Annotated in this window: 15 protein-coding genes; 11 read left to right on the forward strand and 4 right to left on the reverse strand. The window is 71.3% G+C overall.

Annotation, left to right across the window (positions count from 1 at the left end; all coding sequences use genetic code 11):
• Positions 1-180 precede the first annotated feature (180 nt).
• Positions 181-612 carry a hypothetical protein gene (locus tag ACFY1U_RS11120; RefSeq protein WP_390693826.1) on the reverse strand — a complete coding sequence of 144 codons (432 nt, stop codon included), beginning with the start codon at positions 610-612 and terminating at the stop codon, positions 181-183.
• Positions 612-1,289: a helix-turn-helix transcriptional regulator gene (locus ACFY1U_RS11125; protein WP_390693827.1), complete on the reverse strand. Its 678-nt coding sequence runs from the start codon at positions 1,287-1,289 to the stop codon at positions 612-614. Before ACFY1U_RS11125 ends, ACFY1U_RS11120 begins: the two co-directional genes overlap by 1 nt.
• 105 nt (positions 1,290-1,394) lie before the next feature.
• Between ACFY1U_RS11125 and ACFY1U_RS11130 the strand changes: the two genes are divergently transcribed.
• Positions 1,395-1,796: a hypothetical protein gene (locus ACFY1U_RS11130; protein WP_390693828.1), complete on the forward strand. Its 402-nt coding sequence runs from the start codon at positions 1,395-1,397 to the stop codon at positions 1,794-1,796.
• Between the two features lie 144 nt (positions 1,797-1,940).
• On the opposite strand, the gene ACFY1U_RS11135 is transcribed toward ACFY1U_RS11130, so the two are convergent.
• Positions 1,941-2,771, reverse strand: coding sequence for a TIGR02452 family protein (locus tag ACFY1U_RS11135; RefSeq protein ID WP_390693829.1), 831 nt, complete (start codon positions 2,769-2,771; stop codon positions 1,941-1,943).
• A 287-nt stretch (positions 2,772-3,058) separates the two neighbouring features.
• Here ACFY1U_RS11135 and egtA point away from each other — a divergent pair, with 287 nt between their 5' ends.
• The 7 genes from egtA (at position 3,059) to ACFY1U_RS11170 (ending at position 10,015) form a co-directional block, all read left to right on the forward strand.
• Positions 3,059-4,378, forward strand: coding sequence for an ergothioneine biosynthesis glutamate--cysteine ligase EgtA (egtA, locus tag ACFY1U_RS11140; RefSeq protein ID WP_390693830.1), 1,320 nt, complete (start codon positions 3,059-3,061; stop codon positions 4,376-4,378).
• Positions 4,375-5,709, forward strand: coding sequence for an ergothioneine biosynthesis protein EgtB (egtB, locus tag ACFY1U_RS11145; protein WP_390693831.1), 1,335 nt, complete (start codon positions 4,375-4,377; stop codon positions 5,707-5,709). The genes egtA and egtB overlap by 4 nt, the downstream gene beginning before the upstream one ends.
• Complete coding sequence (gene egtC / locus ACFY1U_RS11150) at positions 5,709-6,500, forward strand: ergothioneine biosynthesis protein EgtC (RefSeq protein ID WP_390693832.1); 792 nt, start codon at positions 5,709-5,711, stop codon at positions 6,498-6,500. Before egtB ends, egtC begins: the two co-directional genes overlap by 1 nt.
• Complete coding sequence (gene egtD / locus ACFY1U_RS11155; protein WP_390693833.1) at positions 6,497-7,459, forward strand: L-histidine N(alpha)-methyltransferase; 963 nt, start codon at positions 6,497-6,499, stop codon at positions 7,457-7,459. Before egtC ends, egtD begins: the two co-directional genes overlap by 4 nt.
• 130 nt (positions 7,460-7,589) lie before the next feature.
• On the forward strand, positions 7,590-8,429 hold the full coding sequence (locus ACFY1U_RS11160) for an endonuclease/exonuclease/phosphatase family protein (protein WP_390693834.1): 840 nt from the start codon (positions 7,590-7,592) through the stop codon (positions 8,427-8,429).
• Between the two features lie 225 nt (positions 8,430-8,654).
• Positions 8,655-9,329 (forward strand): glycoside hydrolase family 11 protein, encoded by a 675-nt coding sequence (locus ACFY1U_RS11165; RefSeq protein ID WP_390693835.1) that lies wholly within the window; start codon positions 8,655-8,657, stop codon positions 9,327-9,329.
• Positions 9,326-10,015, forward strand: a complete 690-nt coding sequence (locus ACFY1U_RS11170) for a polysaccharide deacetylase family protein (RefSeq protein WP_390693836.1) — start codon at positions 9,326-9,328, stop codon at positions 10,013-10,015. The genes ACFY1U_RS11165 and ACFY1U_RS11170 overlap by 4 nt, the downstream gene beginning before the upstream one ends.
• A gap of 36 nt (positions 10,016-10,051) precedes the next feature.
• Here ACFY1U_RS11170 and ACFY1U_RS11175 read toward each other — a convergent pair whose 3' ends face one another.
• A complete protein-coding gene (locus ACFY1U_RS11175; RefSeq protein WP_390693837.1) occupies positions 10,052-10,876 on the reverse strand; it encodes a sulfite exporter TauE/SafE family protein in 825 nt (274 codons plus the stop codon).
• A gap of 101 nt (positions 10,877-10,977) precedes the next feature.
• Between ACFY1U_RS11175 and ACFY1U_RS11180 the strand changes: the two genes are divergently transcribed.
• From ACFY1U_RS11180 to ACFY1U_RS11190, 3 genes are all read left to right on the forward strand, one after another.
• Positions 10,978-11,751 (forward strand): AraC family transcriptional regulator, encoded by a 774-nt coding sequence (locus ACFY1U_RS11180; protein ID WP_390693838.1) that lies wholly within the window; start codon positions 10,978-10,980, stop codon positions 11,749-11,751.
• 175 nt (positions 11,752-11,926) lie between these two features.
• Positions 11,927-14,182: a nitrate- and nitrite sensing domain-containing protein gene (locus tag ACFY1U_RS11185; RefSeq protein WP_390693839.1), complete on the forward strand. Its 2,256-nt coding sequence runs from the start codon at positions 11,927-11,929 to the stop codon at positions 14,180-14,182.
• Positions 14,183-14,217: 35 nt separating this feature from the next.
• On the forward strand, positions 14,218-14,433 hold the full coding sequence (locus tag ACFY1U_RS11190) for a dodecin (RefSeq protein ID WP_123969177.1): 216 nt from the start codon (positions 14,218-14,220) through the stop codon (positions 14,431-14,433).
• Positions 14,434-15,150: the final 717 nt, after the last annotated feature.

Genomic DNA, 15,150 nt, shown 5'->3' on the forward strand with positions numbered 1-15,150 from the left:
GGTTAGTCAGGTCGCTTTTGTGCTGGATGGCATGGTTTTTCGGTAGAGGGCGGACTATGGCGGCGATCGCCACGGGCTCGAACATGCTATCGGGGCGGCGCAAGTGGGTTTCGCTGGTCACGGGCGGTCCGCGACGCCCGCACCGAATGGGAAGACCCGTTCGGGCCGGTCAAGGTTGACTCACCCGGCAGTCAGCAGACCGATTCCCAGGGCGATCAGGGCCGTGACCTTGGCGGCCTCGAGGGCGACGTAGTACAGGTGGTCTCGCGAGCGGGGCAGGTCCTCGCCCGCCAGGACCCGGTCCGACCTGCGGTTGAGGCGCGGGCGTACCGCGAGCAGTTGCGCGAGGAGCAAGGCCGCCGCGGCGGCGACCGACCCCACGACCCGGCCGGGCGGATCGCCCGCCGCGACGGCGGCCACGACCACGACGGCGAGCACGGCCTCGGTGAGGTTCAGCGCCCGGAAGACCAGCCGCCCGATCCCCAACCCGATGGGAATGGTCACGCCCGGCGCGCGGAATTTCAGCGGTGCCTCCAGGAAGGAGATCGCCAGCACCATGCCGAGCCAGACGAAGGTGACCGCGGCCGCCACTGCGGCCCACGTGGGGTACATCAAGCGTGCCTCTCTGCTGTCTGCTGCGGCGCGGGCGCCAGGTGGGCCAGGCACGCATCGGGTTCGGCGAACGGTTCCAGATCGGTCGCGGCCAGCGGGGCGCGCAGCTCGGTCAATGCGCCCTGCATCAGGGCCAGATGCAGCGGGCAGACCAACTGGCCGTATTCCTCGGCGAGTTCGAGGAAGGGGCAGTGCCGCAGCCGGATCCGTGCGGGGACCTTCCCGCCTTCCGGGTACGGGGCGAAGCCGAGGCCGTCCAGCAGCTCGACGAGCCGGCCCGCCGACTCCTCGGGGGTGGGCCGCCGGGACGGGGGCGGCGGCTCGACCAGGGAACGGCCCCAGGCCCGGCCGGCCTCCATGGCGGTGGACCGCGCGTCGGGACCCGTGGCGGCGATCCGGCCGAGCAGCATCTGAGCGAGCAGCCGATAGCTGCGGGTTCCGCCGCGGTCCATGCCCGGACTCGGGGCGTAGACCGTGCGCGGCCGCCCGGGCCCGGAAGGCTCCAGTACACGGCGCTCGACGAGGCCTTCACCGGCCAGCGCCTCCAGATGGAAGCGGACGGTGTTGGGGTGGACGCCGATGCGCTCGGCCGTCTCCGCGACACCGAGCGGGGCCGCGGCGGTGCGCAGCACGTCGAGTACCTCGCGCCGGCGCGGGCTTCTGTGCGCCCCGGGCATGCCCCTCACTCCCCTCCCACCTGCGACCATTTTCTCCAAATAATACTTGTAATAATTGAGGGCATGGGGCAGGGCCGGCGAGGGCGGACGGATGGAGGGGAGCCGATGAGCAAGGCCGAGAGGCGGGGCGGCCGGAAGGCGGAGGCGGCGATGCCGCGCATCCTGTGCGACACCGACGCCTTGACCGCCACGGCTTCGAGCGAGGGCGCGGTGCTGTGGAAGCTCACCGAGAGCGGACGCCAACTCGACGCCAATGTGGTCCGCTTGACTCCGGGCCGCCATATCGCCCCGCACGCGGAGCCCAACCTGGACGTCCTGGTGCTCGTCGTGGCAGGCGACGGAGTCCTCGGGGCCGGCCCGCAGGACGAACCGCAGTCCCTGACGACCGGCACCCTGCTCTGGCTCCCCCACGGCTCCACCCGCAGCATCACCGCGGGAGACGACGGTCTCGCCTATCTGACGGTCCACCGCCGCCGGACCGGCCTGCAGATCGGCCAGGCGCCCTGAGACCGCCACCGAACGGGGCCCGCGGGAGGCTGTGAGTCCTGTGCGAAAGCAACGAGAAGCAAAGTACCGGAGCGGGGAACTCGGGCCGTCTTTCGTCCGTCTTCCTGTGTGAGTCCCCCGCAGCATCCCCCGTCTGCGGGGGGCTCACCGACTCGACTGCGGCTGCGCCACCGGAAACGCCCGTGCGAACGCGCCTCGGACCGTATGGACCGTCGTGCGGTCCAGGATCCCGAACGTCACGCGCTCGAAGGTCCGGGAGAATCGGCCGTCGGGGCCGAGCAGCGCCCGGAAGGCGCCCGCCACCTGCGCCGGATCGTTCTGGAAGACCCCGCAGCCCCAGGCGCCCAGCACCAGTCGCCGGTAGCCGTGGACGGCGGCCGTCTCCAGCACCCGCTCGGCGCGGGCGGCCAGCGCCTGCGGCAGTTCGGCTACGCGCTCAGGCGCCGTACGCCTGATCACTCCCGCGTTCGGGGCGGCGGCGGTCAGGAAGCCCGCGGTGTACGGCTCGTCCAGCAGGCGGCCGCGGTCGTCGCGGAAGACGGGTACCGCCGGGGAGTGGATGACCCGGTCGGTGTAGAAGGTGTCGCGGTGGCCGCGGTGGTGGTCGTAGAACTCCGGGGCCCGCAGCAGGCACGTGTACAGCGCGGAGGCGCGGCACAGGGCCTCTTCCTGGGCTTGGGCGCCGTTGAGGAAACCGCCGCCCGGGTTGCGGGCCGAGGCGAAGTTCAGCACCGCGACCCTCCCGCCGAGCCGGCGCGCCGCCTCCAGGCTGCTCTCGCCCGTGACCTCGAAGAACGTGTCGGCGGTGGCGGTCGGTGGCACCTGCACGGGGTCCGGCCCGTACATCCGCGTACCGGCCCGCGCCGCCTCCACTGCCGCGGCAATGGACACCTCGCGCCCGTCGGACGTCCGATACGCGCCCGCCGCCACGATCTGCTCCGTCTGCTGCGCGATGCCGCGCAGGCGCGCGCTCATGGCGCCACCCCCGTGTGCGCCATGCTCGCGCGCCGTGCGCGCTCCCCCGTCGTGCTCATGGACCGATCGTGAGCGATGCTGGACGTGCGGTGCAACAGAGTTTCCACGTCCGCGAACGCCCAGGAAAGCCACAGGAAACGCCCGGAACGAGGAGATTACCGAGCCGGAACATGCCGATACGCACCCTTGTGCGATGCGGCGGGAGGGTCTTGGGTGGACGAGTGCTGCCGGCCGGGCACCTGACGGGCCGGGCCGACGGCACAGTCGAATCTCAGGAGGTTCCCGACATGTCAGATACGCCGAGCGCCGCTCCGGCGAGCGACTGTACGGAGCCCCGCACCGCCCTCACCCCACCCGAGGTGGAGGCACTGGTCCGGGGCATCTGTTTCAAGACCGGCCCGCCCCGCACTGTCGGGGTCGAAGTGGAATGGCTGGTCCACGAGCTGCGCACACCGCAGCTCCCCGTCACACCCGAACGACTCGAAGCGGCCTACGCCGCACTGCGGACCGTGCCCCTGAGGTCGGCGCTCACCATTGAGCCCGGCGGCCAGCTGGAGCTGAGCTCGCCGCCCGCCACCTCCCTGATGGAGTGCATCGGTACCGTCTCCGCCGACCTCGACGCCGTCCGCTCGGTCCTCGCCGGGCAGGATCTCGGCCTCGTCGGCATCGGCCACGACCCCTGGCATCCGCCCCGCCGCTTCCTGCACGAGCGGCGCTACGACGCCATGGAGACCTGCCTGGACCGCACCGGCCCGGCCGGGCGCCGCATGATGTGCACCTCGGCCTCCGTCCAGGTCTGCCTGGACGCCGGATACGAGGAGCCAGGCCCCCTCGGCCACGGCCGCCGCTGGTTGCTGGCGCACCAGTTGGGCGCGGTCCTGGTGGCCGCCTTCGCCAACTCCCCGCTGGCCCGGCGTGAACCCACCGGCTGGCGCTCCACCCGGCAGCTGCTGTGGCTGGAGATCGGTCCCGGCCGGGCGGGCGCGCCCCCGCTGGACGAGGATCCCCGCCGGGCCTGGGCGCGGCACGTCCTGGACGCGCCGGTGATGTGCATACGGGAGGACGAGGGGCCCTGGGGCGTTCCGGAGGGGCTGACCTTCCGGGAGTGGGCCGGGTCGGGGGCGCCGCGGCCGCCCACCCGCGAGGACCTCGACTACCACATCACGACGCTGTTCCCGCCGGTCAGACCGCGTGGCTTCCTCGAACTGCGCATGATCGACGCCCAGCCCGGCGAGGACGGGTGGATCGTCCCGCTCGCCGTGACGAAGGCGCTCTTCGACGACCCGGAGGCCGCCGAGACCGCGTACCGCACCGTGAAGCCCCTGGCCGAACGGGCGATGTCGCTGCCCGCGCCGCACAATCCGCTGTGGATCGACGCGGCCCGAGGCGGCCTGGCCGACCCCGAGCTGCGGGAGGCGGCCGTCACCTGCTTCACGGCAGCGCTCGACGCCCTGCCCAGGCTCGGCGCCACCACCCAGGTCACGGACGCCGTGGCGGCGTATCTGGACCGCTATGTCATCAAGGGCCGCAGCCCCGCCGACGACCTGCTGGACCGGGTGCGCGGCACCGACCGGCGCCCGCACGGGAAGGACCTCCGCACATCATGACCGACCCCGCCCTCGACGAACCCTCGATCGACGCAGAGACCCTGCGCGAGCGGGCCCTCACCACCCTGACCACCGCTCGCGACCGCACCACGCTCCTGACCAGCTGTGTCGAGGAGCCCGACCTGACCGCGCAGCACTCGCCTCTGATGTCGCCGCTGGTGTGGGACCTGGCGCACATCGGCAACCAGGAGGAGCTGTGGCTGCTGCGGGCCGTCGCCGGCCGGGAGGCGATGCGCCCCGAGATCGACGGCCTCTACGACGCCTTCGAGCACCCGCGCTCCGAACGGCCCTCGCTGCCGCTGCTGCCGCCCGCCGAGGCCCGCACCTATGCGGCCGAGGTGCGCGGGCGGGTGATGGACCTGCTGGAGAGCGCCGACTTCCACGGCACCCGGCTCACGGAGGCGGGCTTCGCCTTCGGGATGATCGCGCAGCACGAGCAGCAGCACGACGAGACGATGCTGATCACCCATCAGCTCCGCAAGGGCCCGCAGGCCCTGACCGCCCCGGACCCGGAACCCGTGCCGCTGTTCACCGGACCGGCCGAAGTCCTCGTCCCCGGCGGCCCGTTCACCATGGGCACCTCCACCGAGGCGTGGGCGCTGGACAACGAACGCCCGGCCCACCGGCGCGAGGTGGCGCCGTTCCACATCGACACCACACCGGTGACGAACGCCGCCTACCAGGCGTTCATCGACGACGGCGGCTACCACAACGAGCGCTGGTGGACGGCGGCGGGCTGGGCGCACATCCGTGAGCACTCGATCAACGCCCCGCTGTTCTGGCGCCGTGACGGCAGGCAGTGGCTGCGGCGCCGCTTCGGCATCACCGAGGTGGTCCCGCCCGACGAGCCGGTGCTGCACGTGTGCTGGTACGAGGCCGACGCCTACGCCCGCTGGGCCGGACGGCGGCTGCCCACCGAGGCCGAATGGGAGAAGGCCGCCCGCCACGACCCCGCGACCGGCCGCTCGATGCGCTACCCGTGGGGCGACGCCGACCCGGCACCCGAGCACGCCAACCTCGGGCAGCGGCATCTGCGCCCGGCTCCGGCCGGCAGCTACCCCGCGGGCGAATCACCGCTCGGCGTACGCCAGTTGATCGGCGACGTGTGGGAGTGGACGTCGAGCGACCTCGCGCCGTACCCGGGCTTCGAGGCCTTCCCGTACAAGGAGTACTCGGAGGTGTTCTTCGGGCCCGAGTACAAGGTGCTGCGCGGCGGTTCGTTCGCCGTGGACCCGGTGGCCTGCCGGGGGACGTTCCGCAACTGGGACTACCCGATCCGGCGGCAGATCTTCTCCGGGTTCCGCACCGCGCGCTCCGCGGGAGACGTCTGATGTGCCGTCATCTGGCGTACCTGGGTCCCGAGGAACCGCTCGGCAGCGTCCTCGTGGAGCCCGCGCACGGCCTCTACCGCCAGTCGTGGGCGCCCCGACGGCAGCGGTACGGGACGGTCAACGCCGATGGTTTCGGGGTGGGTTGGTACGCCGAGGGCGACCCGGTGCCTGCCCGCTACCGCAGGGCAGGCCCCATCTGGGCCGACCTGTCCTTCGCCGACCTGGCCCGCGTCGTGCGCTCGAGGGCGGTCCTGGCCGCCGTACGGGATGCGACCCTGTCGGGCGCCGACGCGGAGGCCGCGGCGGCGCCGTACGCGGCCGGGACCTGGCTGTTCAGCCACAACGGTGCGGTGAAGGGGTGGCCGGGTTCGCTGGCGCCCCTGGTGGCGGGCCTGCCCGCGATCGACGTGCTGTCGATGGAGGCCCGCAACGACTCGGCGCTCGTGTGGGCGCTGGTCCTGGCGCGGCTGCGGGCCGGGGACGACGAAGGGCAGGCGCTGGCCGACACGGTCGTGGAGGTCGCCGAGGCGGCCCCCGGCTCCCGGCTCAACCTACTGCTCACCAACGGCGAAACCATCACCGCGACCACCTGGGGCGACACCCTCTGGTATCTGTCCCGGCCCGGCCGCGGCACCGTCGTGGCCTCCGAGCCCTACGACGACGACCCGCGCTGGCAGGAGGTCCCCGACCGCACCCTGCTCGCGGCGAGCCGCACCGACGTGCTGCTCACCCCCCTCAAGGAACCGAGCGACGCCTCGGCCCCCGCACTGCCGAAGGAGCCCCGTACGTGAGTCCGTTCCTTCTCACCCGCACCCTGCCCGAGGACGCCACGGACGCCGCCCTGCGCGCCGACGTCCTGCACGGCCTCACCGGCACACCCAAGACGCTGCCGCCGAAGTGGTTCTACGACGCCCACGGCAGCGAGCTGTTCGAGCAGATCACCGAGCTGCCCGAGTACTACCCCACGCGCGCCGAGCGGGAGATCCTCATCGCCCGCTCGGCCGAGATCGCCGCGGCGACACGCGCCCGCACCCTGATCGAACTCGGCTCGGGGTCGTCGGAGAAGACGCGCTATCTGCTGGACGCGCTGACCGACCTGCACACCTACGTGCCCGTCGACGTCAGCGAGAGCGCGCTCACCCAGGCCGGGCAGGCGCTCGTCGCCGAGCGTCCCGGCCTCCAGGTCCATGCGCTGATCGCCGACTTCACGGCGAGCGTGACCCTGCCGGACACGCCGGGCCCCCGGCTGATCGCCTTCCTCGGCGGCACGATCGGCAACCTGCTGCCGGTCGAACGGGCCGCCTTCCTCGCCTCGATCCGCTCCCTTCTCTCCCCCGGAGACGCGCTGCTGCTCGGCACGGACCTGGTCAAGGACGAAAAGGTGCTGGTCCGGGCATACGACGACGCGGCCGGAGTGACGGCGGCCTTCAACAAGAACGTCCTGGCCGTGGTCAACCGCGAGCTGGGCGCCGACTTCGATCCCGACGCCTTCGACCACATCGCCCTGTGGGACACCGCCAACGAGTGGATCGAGATGCGCCTGCGCTCACGCGCCGCGCAGTCGGTGAAGATCCCCGCACTCGACCTCGCCGTCGACTTCGACGCGGGCGAGGAGTTGCGCACCGAGGTGTCGGCGAAGTTCCGCAAGGAGGGCGTACGGACCGAACTGTCCACGGCGGGTCTGGAGTTGGCCCACTGGTGGACGGACGAGCAGGGCCGCTTCGCGCTGTCGCTGAGCGTGGCGCGCTGACCTGCGCGCCCTGGGCCCGACCGCCGGGAACGGCGGTCGGGCCCGTCAGCTGCGAGTGACACCACAGCCCTCGCCGACATCCGAGTCCCGTAGCCTCCTGCGGGGATACTCCGGATGCTGCGAGGAGGCCATGGTGCTCGTAAGGGGCACGCGGTTGCTCGCGGGCGCCATGGTCGTGGCCTGCATGGTGCTCGTCGGCCCCAGTGTCCCGGGCGGTGCCCTCTTCGCCAGGTCGCTGCCCGCCGATGCCGCCAGGGATGTCGTACCGAACCGGGTCATGACGTGGAACCTCTGCAACCCCTGCGAGGCGGGCGACGTCGACCGGGCGGCGGAGATCGCCACGTATGCGCCCCAGGTCATCGGCCTGCAGGAAGCGTGCGTGAGTGACGTCGAGGGGATCCGGGACCACCTGAAGCGCCTCTACGGGCTGGTCTACCACGTCGAGTACGGGCCGGTTCTTCGGAGTTGGGGTCGCTGCGGTGGGGCGCCGTGGAGTCCGGGAGGCTTCGGCCAGGCCCTCCTGTCGGCGGCCCCGATGACAGACCGCGTCAGCGTGGAATACCCCGACGGCGGCTCCGAGGACCGTGGCTACCTGGCCGTCACCACCACGGTGGACGGCCGGCCGGTCCGGGTCTTCGACACCCATCTCGCCCAACGGCGTCAAGAGGCAGTCCGCGCGGACCAGACCGCCGTACTCGCCACTGAGGTCGCCCGGCACGACCGCGCCATCGTCCTCGGCGACTTCAACGCCACACCGGACGCCGCCGAACTCGCCCGGATGTGGGCACTGGCCGCGGATGCGGACCCCAGGTGCCGTCCGTCGCCCGCCGGCGCCTGCGAGCCGACCACCGACTGGCACAGCAGGTTCGACTACGTCTTCCTACGAGGCATCACCCCGCTCGGGCACCGCGTGCAGCCCACCTCGTACTCGGACCATCACCTGCTCTTCGCCGACCTGGACGCAACGTAAGCACACTCACCGAATTCGGTGATCCGGAAAATCTTCGAAACATTCGAGATGCAGCGCCCGTTCGCGGTCCGGATATCCCCTCTCATGGCGGATAACTGCTGCCCAACACTACGAATGTTTCGCGATCAATGCCGAAACTATTGACGCTTGACGGGGACAGGCCAACACTCTTGGACCAAAACCCGGCCTCAATCCGGCCTCGGACGACAAGGAGGAACCCCGCACATGGACATCGCACCCGCACACCCGATGAGCCGCAGGGGCGCCTGCGCGCTGCTGCTGGGCACCACCGCGGCGCTGGCACTGCCCGGCACCGCGCGCGCCGCCACGGTCATCACCACGAACCAGACCGGCACCGACAACGGCTTCTACTACTCGTTCTGGACCGACGCCCAGGGCACGGTCTCCATGACCCTGAACTCCGGCGGCAACTACAGCACCAGCTGGAGGAACACCGGCAACTTCGTCGCCGGCAAGGGCTGGAGCACCGGCGGACGCAGGAACGTGAGCTACTCGGGCAGCTTCAACCCGTCCGGCAACGGCTATCTGTCGCTGTACGGCTGGACGTCGAACCCGCTCGTCGAGTACTACATCGTCGACAACTGGGGCACCTACCGGCCCACAGGGACGTACAAGGGCACGGTCTCCAGCGACGGCGGCACGTACGACATCTACCAGACGACGCGGTACAACGCCCCGTCCGTCGAAGGCACCAGGACCTTCAACCAGTACTGGAGCGTGCGGCAGTCGAAGCGGACCGGCGGCACCATCACCACCGGCAACCACTTCGACGCCTGGGGCCGCGCCGGGATGCCCCTCGGCAGCTTCAAGTACTACATGATCCTCGCGACCGAGGGTTACCAGAGCAGCGGCAGCTCCAACATCACGGTGTCGGGATGAGCACCGGACGAGGTCTCCCGTTACGTCCCTGGACGACGGCACTGGCCGCCGTCGCCCTGGCCGCCACGGGCGCCCTCACCCTCCACGCCGCCCCAGCGCAGGCCGCCACCTGCAACGGCTACGTCGGGCTCACCTTCGACGACGGCCCGTCCGGCAACACACCGGCCCTGCTGGGTGCCCTGAAGCAGAACGGGCTGCGGGCCACGATGTTCAACGAGGGCCAGTATGCCGCCGCCTACCCGGCGCAGGTGAAGGCCCAGGTCGCCGCGGGCATGTGGGTCGGCAACCACAGCTACACCCACCCGCACCTGACCCAGCTCGGCCAGGCGCAGATCGACTCGGAGATCTCCCGCACCCAGCAGGCGATCGCGGCCGCGGGCGGCGGCACGCCGAGACTGTTCCGGCCGCCGTACGGCGAGACCAACGGGACCGTGAAGTCCGTGGAGGCCAAGTACGGCCTGACCGAGATCCTCTGGCAGGTCGATTCGCAGGACTGGAACGGCGCCAGTACGGATGCGATCGTGGCCGCCGCCGGCCGGCTCACCAACGGCCAGGTCATCCTCATGCACGACTGGCCCGCCAACACGGTCGCCGCGATCCCCCGTATCGCGCAGGGCCTGGCAGCCCGCAATCTGTGCGCAGGCATGATCTCCCCGCAGACCGGCCGCGCCGTGGCTCCGTCCTGACCGGGAGCACCGCACGAACACCGGCCGCCACCCCGGTCAGGATCCGACGGGGTGGCGGCCCTCCACTGCCACCATCACGGCCAGTACCACCAGGAGCAGCACGACATAGGCGATGGAGTGGGCGCGGTCCGGGACCCGGGCGGCGAGCCACCTCGCCACGGCGATGGTGGGGAGCGAGCCGAGGAGCAGGGCGGCGGCCGCGGTGAGGTCGACGTAGCCCAGTTGGCCCGTACAGGACGGTGCGGTCGGGGCGAGGGCGTAGACGAGGGTCGCGGCCACGGCGACGGGAACGCTGAGCGGGTTGGCCATGGCGGTCGCCTCGGCCATGGGAAGGCCCCTGCGGCGCAGGAGCGGGACCGTCATGACGCTGCCGCCCACGCCGAGGCCGGCGGCCACGAGGCCGATCCCGGTTCCACCGAGGGTGGTCGTGGCCCGGCCCAGCGGCTTCGGGCCCGTCCGGTGCGCCACCGCGAGGAAGCCCTTGCGCAGCAGACTGTCGGCGATCGTCACCAGCAGATAGGCGGCGAACAGCAGGCGCAGAGCCGTACCGCCGATCAGAGTGGCCGCGAAGGATCCGGCGCCCGCGCCGACGGCGATGAACGCCGCCAGCGGCCACACATACGCGCGGCGCAGTCGGCCCTGACGCCACTGGGCCAGCGCCGCCGCCAAGGCGTTGACGACCATGACCGCCGCCGAGGTCGCCACCGCGACGTGCATCGCGTCGTTCGCGGAACACGCCGTCACGCTCAGGACGCCGTAGACGACGGGCACGGTGATGAAGCCGCCGCCGAAACCGAAGAGGACCGTCGTCAGGCCGGTCAGGCAGCCGAAGAACAGCAGGGTGGAGAAGGAGATCAGCACTGGTCAGACGCTAGGGATCAGGCAGCATGGCGGGCAATCGATGAATCGCCAACCCCTTACGCGCAGCAGACACACCTCGTGTCCGCGCGTAATCTCGCGGCATGCGCAACATCCCGGTGGCGGAGGTGGACGACCTCGAACGTGCCGTGCTGGCCATCGGCACCGACTACCCCCACGACCATCTGCTCGTCTGGCACGAGCACCGCCGCGCCCAGGTCCTGTACGCGGCCACCGGCGTCATGCGGGTCGAGACGGACGACGGCAACTGGACGATCCCCACGGCCCGCGCGGTACTGATCCCGCCCCTGACCAGGCATCAGGTCACGATGGCGGGTGTCAGCACCCGCAGTCTCTACATCGAACCCGCCGCCGTGCCGTGGTTTCCCGCCCGCTGCCAGGCCGTCGACGTCTCCGACCTGCTGCGGGCGCTGATCCTGGCCGCCGTCGACATGGAACCGTGCTACGCCGAGCACAGCCGCGACGCGGCACTCGCCGCCCTCGTCCTTCACGAGCTCAGGAACCTCACCCCGCTGCCCCTCGATGTGCCGCTGCCGTCCGAGCCGCGGCTGCGCGCCCTGTGCGAGGCGTTCCTCCAGAAACCGGACATCCATGACCCGCCCGCGCGCTGGTGCGCGGCCCTGAACATCAGCGAACGCACCCTCGCCCGGCTGTTCCGCAGCGGCACCGGCCTGAGCTTCTCGCAGTGGCGCGGGCGCGCCTGCATCCTGCACTCCCTGCAGCACCTCACCGCGGGCATGCCGGTCACACGCGTGGCGGCCCTGCTCGGTTACGACAACCCCGCCGCCTACACGGCCGCGTTCAAAAGGCTCCTCGGCCGTCCGCCCACAGCGCACAAGCCACAACTCACCCCATGAAAAACGTCGTTATAGGGGCGCCGGGTGAACGGTGGGCGGTAGGCGGGACGTAAAGAGATATGCCGGGCCTGCGTCGAACGTCAGGCGATCCCGCAGCGATAGGACGACCTTGCCGAACACGGTTTCCCCGACATCCGAAGACCGACCACGGAAGTCCCTGACCGGCAACTGGCCCGTGGCCAGGCGTCTGAGGGCCGTGCTGCTGATTCCGGTCATCGTCGCCCTCGTCCTCGGCGGCATACGGGTCAAGCACTCCGTGGACACCTGGCAGGCAGCCGACGACGCGGTCCGGGTGGCCGAGTTGGTGCAGGCGGCGAACAAGTACGCCAGCGACGCGATCAACGAACGCGACGTGTCGGTCATCCCGCTGCTGAAGGGCGAGCGGACCGCCGCCGCGGTGGTGCAGGCCCGCACGACCACCGACGAGGATGCGAAGGCATTCGACCGGGCCGTCGACCGCATGCCGCAGAACGCCGGCCTCCTGCGGCGCGTCGGACTGGTCCGCGCCGGTGAGAGGCAGCTGCCGACGGTGCGCGCGAACGCGTTCACCTCCCGCCTGACCGGCGTGCAGACGGAGGAGAGCTACCACCTCGTCCAGCACCCCCTGATGGAGATCTCGAACGAGCTGGGCTTCGGCAGCAACAACCAGGCCAGCTTCGGCCGCACCCTCTACGCCATCTCCCTGACCCAGGCGGCCGAGTCCCTGATCCGCTCCATCGGCACCCATCTGCTGGCCGAGGACCGCGGCACCCTCGCCCCGGGCGAACTGGACACCCAGCTCGCCTCTTTCCGCTCGTACGCCTACCTCGAAAAGGTCGCGCTCCAGGAGTACGCGGGTGCCGGCACCGCCGACGACATGGCACGGCTGCGGAAGGCACTGGCGGCCGCGGAGGCGCAGGGGCAGCGGCAGCGGGCCGACGCGGTGGCCAAGGCCAGGGCGGTGGGCCGGAATTACGTCGCCCCGCCCGATCTGAACAAGATGGTCAGCGAGATCGCCGCCGGCCGGACGACCGCGCAGCTCGACGCCGAGGGCATCACGCCCGAGTCGTTCTTCGCAGCGTCCACGCTGGGCTTCGACGCCTACCGCGGCATCGAGGTCCACCTCACCGACACGGCCCTCGCGGGCGCCCGCGACATCGCCGGCGACGCCCGCCGTGACGCGATCATCAACGCGGTGCTCGTCATCGCGTCCGTGCTCGTCGCCTTCCTTCTCGCCGACTGGGTGGCGCGCACCATGAGCCGCCGTATGCGTCGGCTGAGTGCCTCCGCCATCGAGATCGCCGGACAGCGGCTGCCCGCACTGATCACCCGGCTGTCGCGGGCCACCCCCGTCCAGGTCGACTCCCGGGTCGCCCCCATCCCGATCACCAGCACCGACGAGATCGGCGAGGTCGCCCGCGCCTTCGACCACGTCCACCGCGAGGCCGTGCGGCTCGCCGCCGAACAGGCCCTGCTGCGCGGCAACATCAACACGATCTTCACCAACCTGTCCCGGCGCAACCAGTCCCTGATTGAGCGTCAGCTGGCCCTGATCACCCACCTGGAGGACCACGAGACCGACCCGGACCAGCTGGAGAACCTGTTCCGGCTGGATCATCTCGCCACCCGGGTCCGCCGCAACGGCGAGAACCTCCTCGTGCTCGGCGGCGAGAAACCCGCCCACCAGTGGGACAGGCCCCTGCCGCTGATCGACGTCATCCGCGCCGCCTCCTCCGAGGTGGAGCAGTACGAGCGCATCACCTTCTCCGGCATTCCGGAGGCCGAGATCCACGGCCGGGCCGTGACCGACCTCGTCCATCTGCTCGCCGAGCTGCTGGAGAACGCCACCTCGTTCTCCTCCCCGCACTCGGAGGTACGCGTGACCGCCGTCCATCTGCCGGACGGCCGCATCATGCTCGAGATCCACGACCAGGGCATCGGCCTGCCGGCGGAGGACTTCGCGATGATCAACCGCAAGCTGGCCAATCCGCCGACCGTCGACGCCGACATCTCCCAGCACATGGGGCTGTTCGTGGTCGGCAGACTGGCCGGCCGGCACGGCATCCGCGTCCAGTTGCGCCCCGGCGGCGAACAGTCCGGCACGACGTCGCTCGTCATGCTGCCGGACACGATCACCTACCGGACGGCGGCAGAGGAACCCGACACCGAAACTCTGGCCCTGGCCGCCGTGAAGGAGGCCTCCTCTTCACGGCGCGGCATCTCGGCGGCATCCTTCACCCCGCAGGAAGCACCGGCCGCGCTCGACGGCTTCCGGGGATACGAGGCCTGGAACGACCGCCCGGCCGACACGCCGCCGCCCAGCCGCGACCAGGACGCCCGCACACCGCGGGCCAAGGGCGCCCGCTCGCGACGGCGCGCGCGCCGCGCGCCCAAGCAGGAAAGCAGCCCGGACGTGTCGCGCTCCGCCCCGCCTTGGGGCACGGTGGAGTGACGCGTGACGCAGGTGTCACGGAGAGGAGCACCCGCATGACGAACCACACCTATCGGGTCACTGAGATCGTCGGCACCTCACCCGACGGAGTCGACCAGGCCATCCGCAACGGCATCACCCGCGCCTCGCAGACCCTCCACAACCTGGACTGGTTCGAAGTCACCCAGGTCAGGGGCCAGATCGAGGAGGGCCAGATCGCCCACTGGCAGGTCGGCCTTAAGGTGGGCTTCCGCCTGGACGAGTCGGCCTGACGGGGAGGATCGGCGGCCGAGGGACGCGCCAGGCAGACGGGCCAGCATTCGCGCGGGCGCCGGACGGGCGGGCATACGGAGCAGGTTCCGGACGGCGCCAAACGGCCGAGCAGACGGAGCAGATTCCGTGCGACCAACGGACGGGCCGGGCAGACAGAGCGCGTTTCGGCGGGTACCGGACGGACCGGGCAGACAGAGCAGGGTTCGCGCGGGCGCCAGACACACCAGGCAGACGGACCAGGTTCCGCGCGAGCGCCAGACGGGCCAGGCGGACGGGGCGGCCTGCGGCCAGGACAGTGGCGAACCGGCCAAAGGGGCGCCTCCTCTGGTTCGGAGCCCACTAGCCGGGCAGGCAGGACAGCCCGTGGGGGCCCGCAGGGCGAACAGAAGACGTCGCCGGCGGGCTGCGTCCGACGCAACGGACGCCTCACTCGCACCCGACGGGACGGCGACAAAGGCCAACCCGCGGATGACCCCAACAAGCCGCGCAAACACGCCGACCCCCCGAACCAACACCCGCTGGACCAGGTGGATGAGCCGGCCCGCACGCCCGCTTGCGGATCAACATGCCGCGCAGTCCGGAGAGGTCGACCTGCCAGCACCGACCGCACTGCCGGGCCGCCAAGCCCGACGGGCCGCAGACAGGCGCCCTACACGCCGGGCGGACGCGGCGGCCACCGAGCACCCCCGGTGCCCGCCGGTCGTCGTACTGGCGCC

It is taken from the genome of Streptomyces sp. NPDC001351 (genome assembly GCF_042896045.1).
Lineage (GTDB): Bacteria > Actinomycetota > Actinomycetes > Streptomycetales > Streptomycetaceae > Streptomyces.

What these genes read in the sequence shown, in the direction of transcription:
- ACFY1U_RS11120 (WP_390693826.1), bottom strand. Translation starts at nt 612, where the DNA reads ATGTACCCCACGTGGGCCGCAGTGGCGGCCGCGGTCACCTTCGTCTGG.
- ACFY1U_RS11125 (WP_390693827.1), bottom strand. Translation starts at nt 1,289, where the DNA reads ATGCCCGGGGCGCACAGAAGCCCGCGCCGGCGCGAGGTACTCGACGTG.
- ACFY1U_RS11130 (WP_390693828.1), top strand. Translation starts at nt 1,395, where the DNA reads ATGAGCAAGGCCGAGAGGCGGGGCGGCCGGAAGGCGGAGGCGGCGATG.
- ACFY1U_RS11135 (WP_390693829.1), bottom strand. Translation starts at nt 2,771, where the DNA reads ATGAGCGCGCGCCTGCGCGGCATCGCGCAGCAGACGGAGCAGATCGTG.
- egtA (WP_390693830.1), top strand. Translation starts at nt 3,059, where the DNA reads ATGTCAGATACGCCGAGCGCCGCTCCGGCGAGCGACTGTACGGAGCCC.
- egtB (WP_390693831.1), top strand. Translation starts at nt 4,375, where the DNA reads ATGACCGACCCCGCCCTCGACGAACCCTCGATCGACGCAGAGACCCTG.
- egtC (WP_390693832.1), top strand. Translation starts at nt 5,709, where the DNA reads ATGTGCCGTCATCTGGCGTACCTGGGTCCCGAGGAACCGCTCGGCAGC.
- ACFY1U_RS11160 (WP_390693834.1), top strand. Translation starts at nt 7,590, where the DNA reads ATGGTGCTCGTAAGGGGCACGCGGTTGCTCGCGGGCGCCATGGTCGTG.
- ACFY1U_RS11165 (WP_390693835.1), top strand. Translation starts at nt 8,655, where the DNA reads ATGGACATCGCACCCGCACACCCGATGAGCCGCAGGGGCGCCTGCGCG.
- ACFY1U_RS11170 (WP_390693836.1), top strand. Translation starts at nt 9,326, where the DNA reads ATGAGCACCGGACGAGGTCTCCCGTTACGTCCCTGGACGACGGCACTG.
- ACFY1U_RS11180 (WP_390693838.1), top strand. Translation starts at nt 10,978, where the DNA reads ATGCGCAACATCCCGGTGGCGGAGGTGGACGACCTCGAACGTGCCGTG.
- ACFY1U_RS11190 (WP_123969177.1), top strand. Translation starts at nt 14,218, where the DNA reads ATGACGAACCACACCTATCGGGTCACTGAGATCGTCGGCACCTCACCC.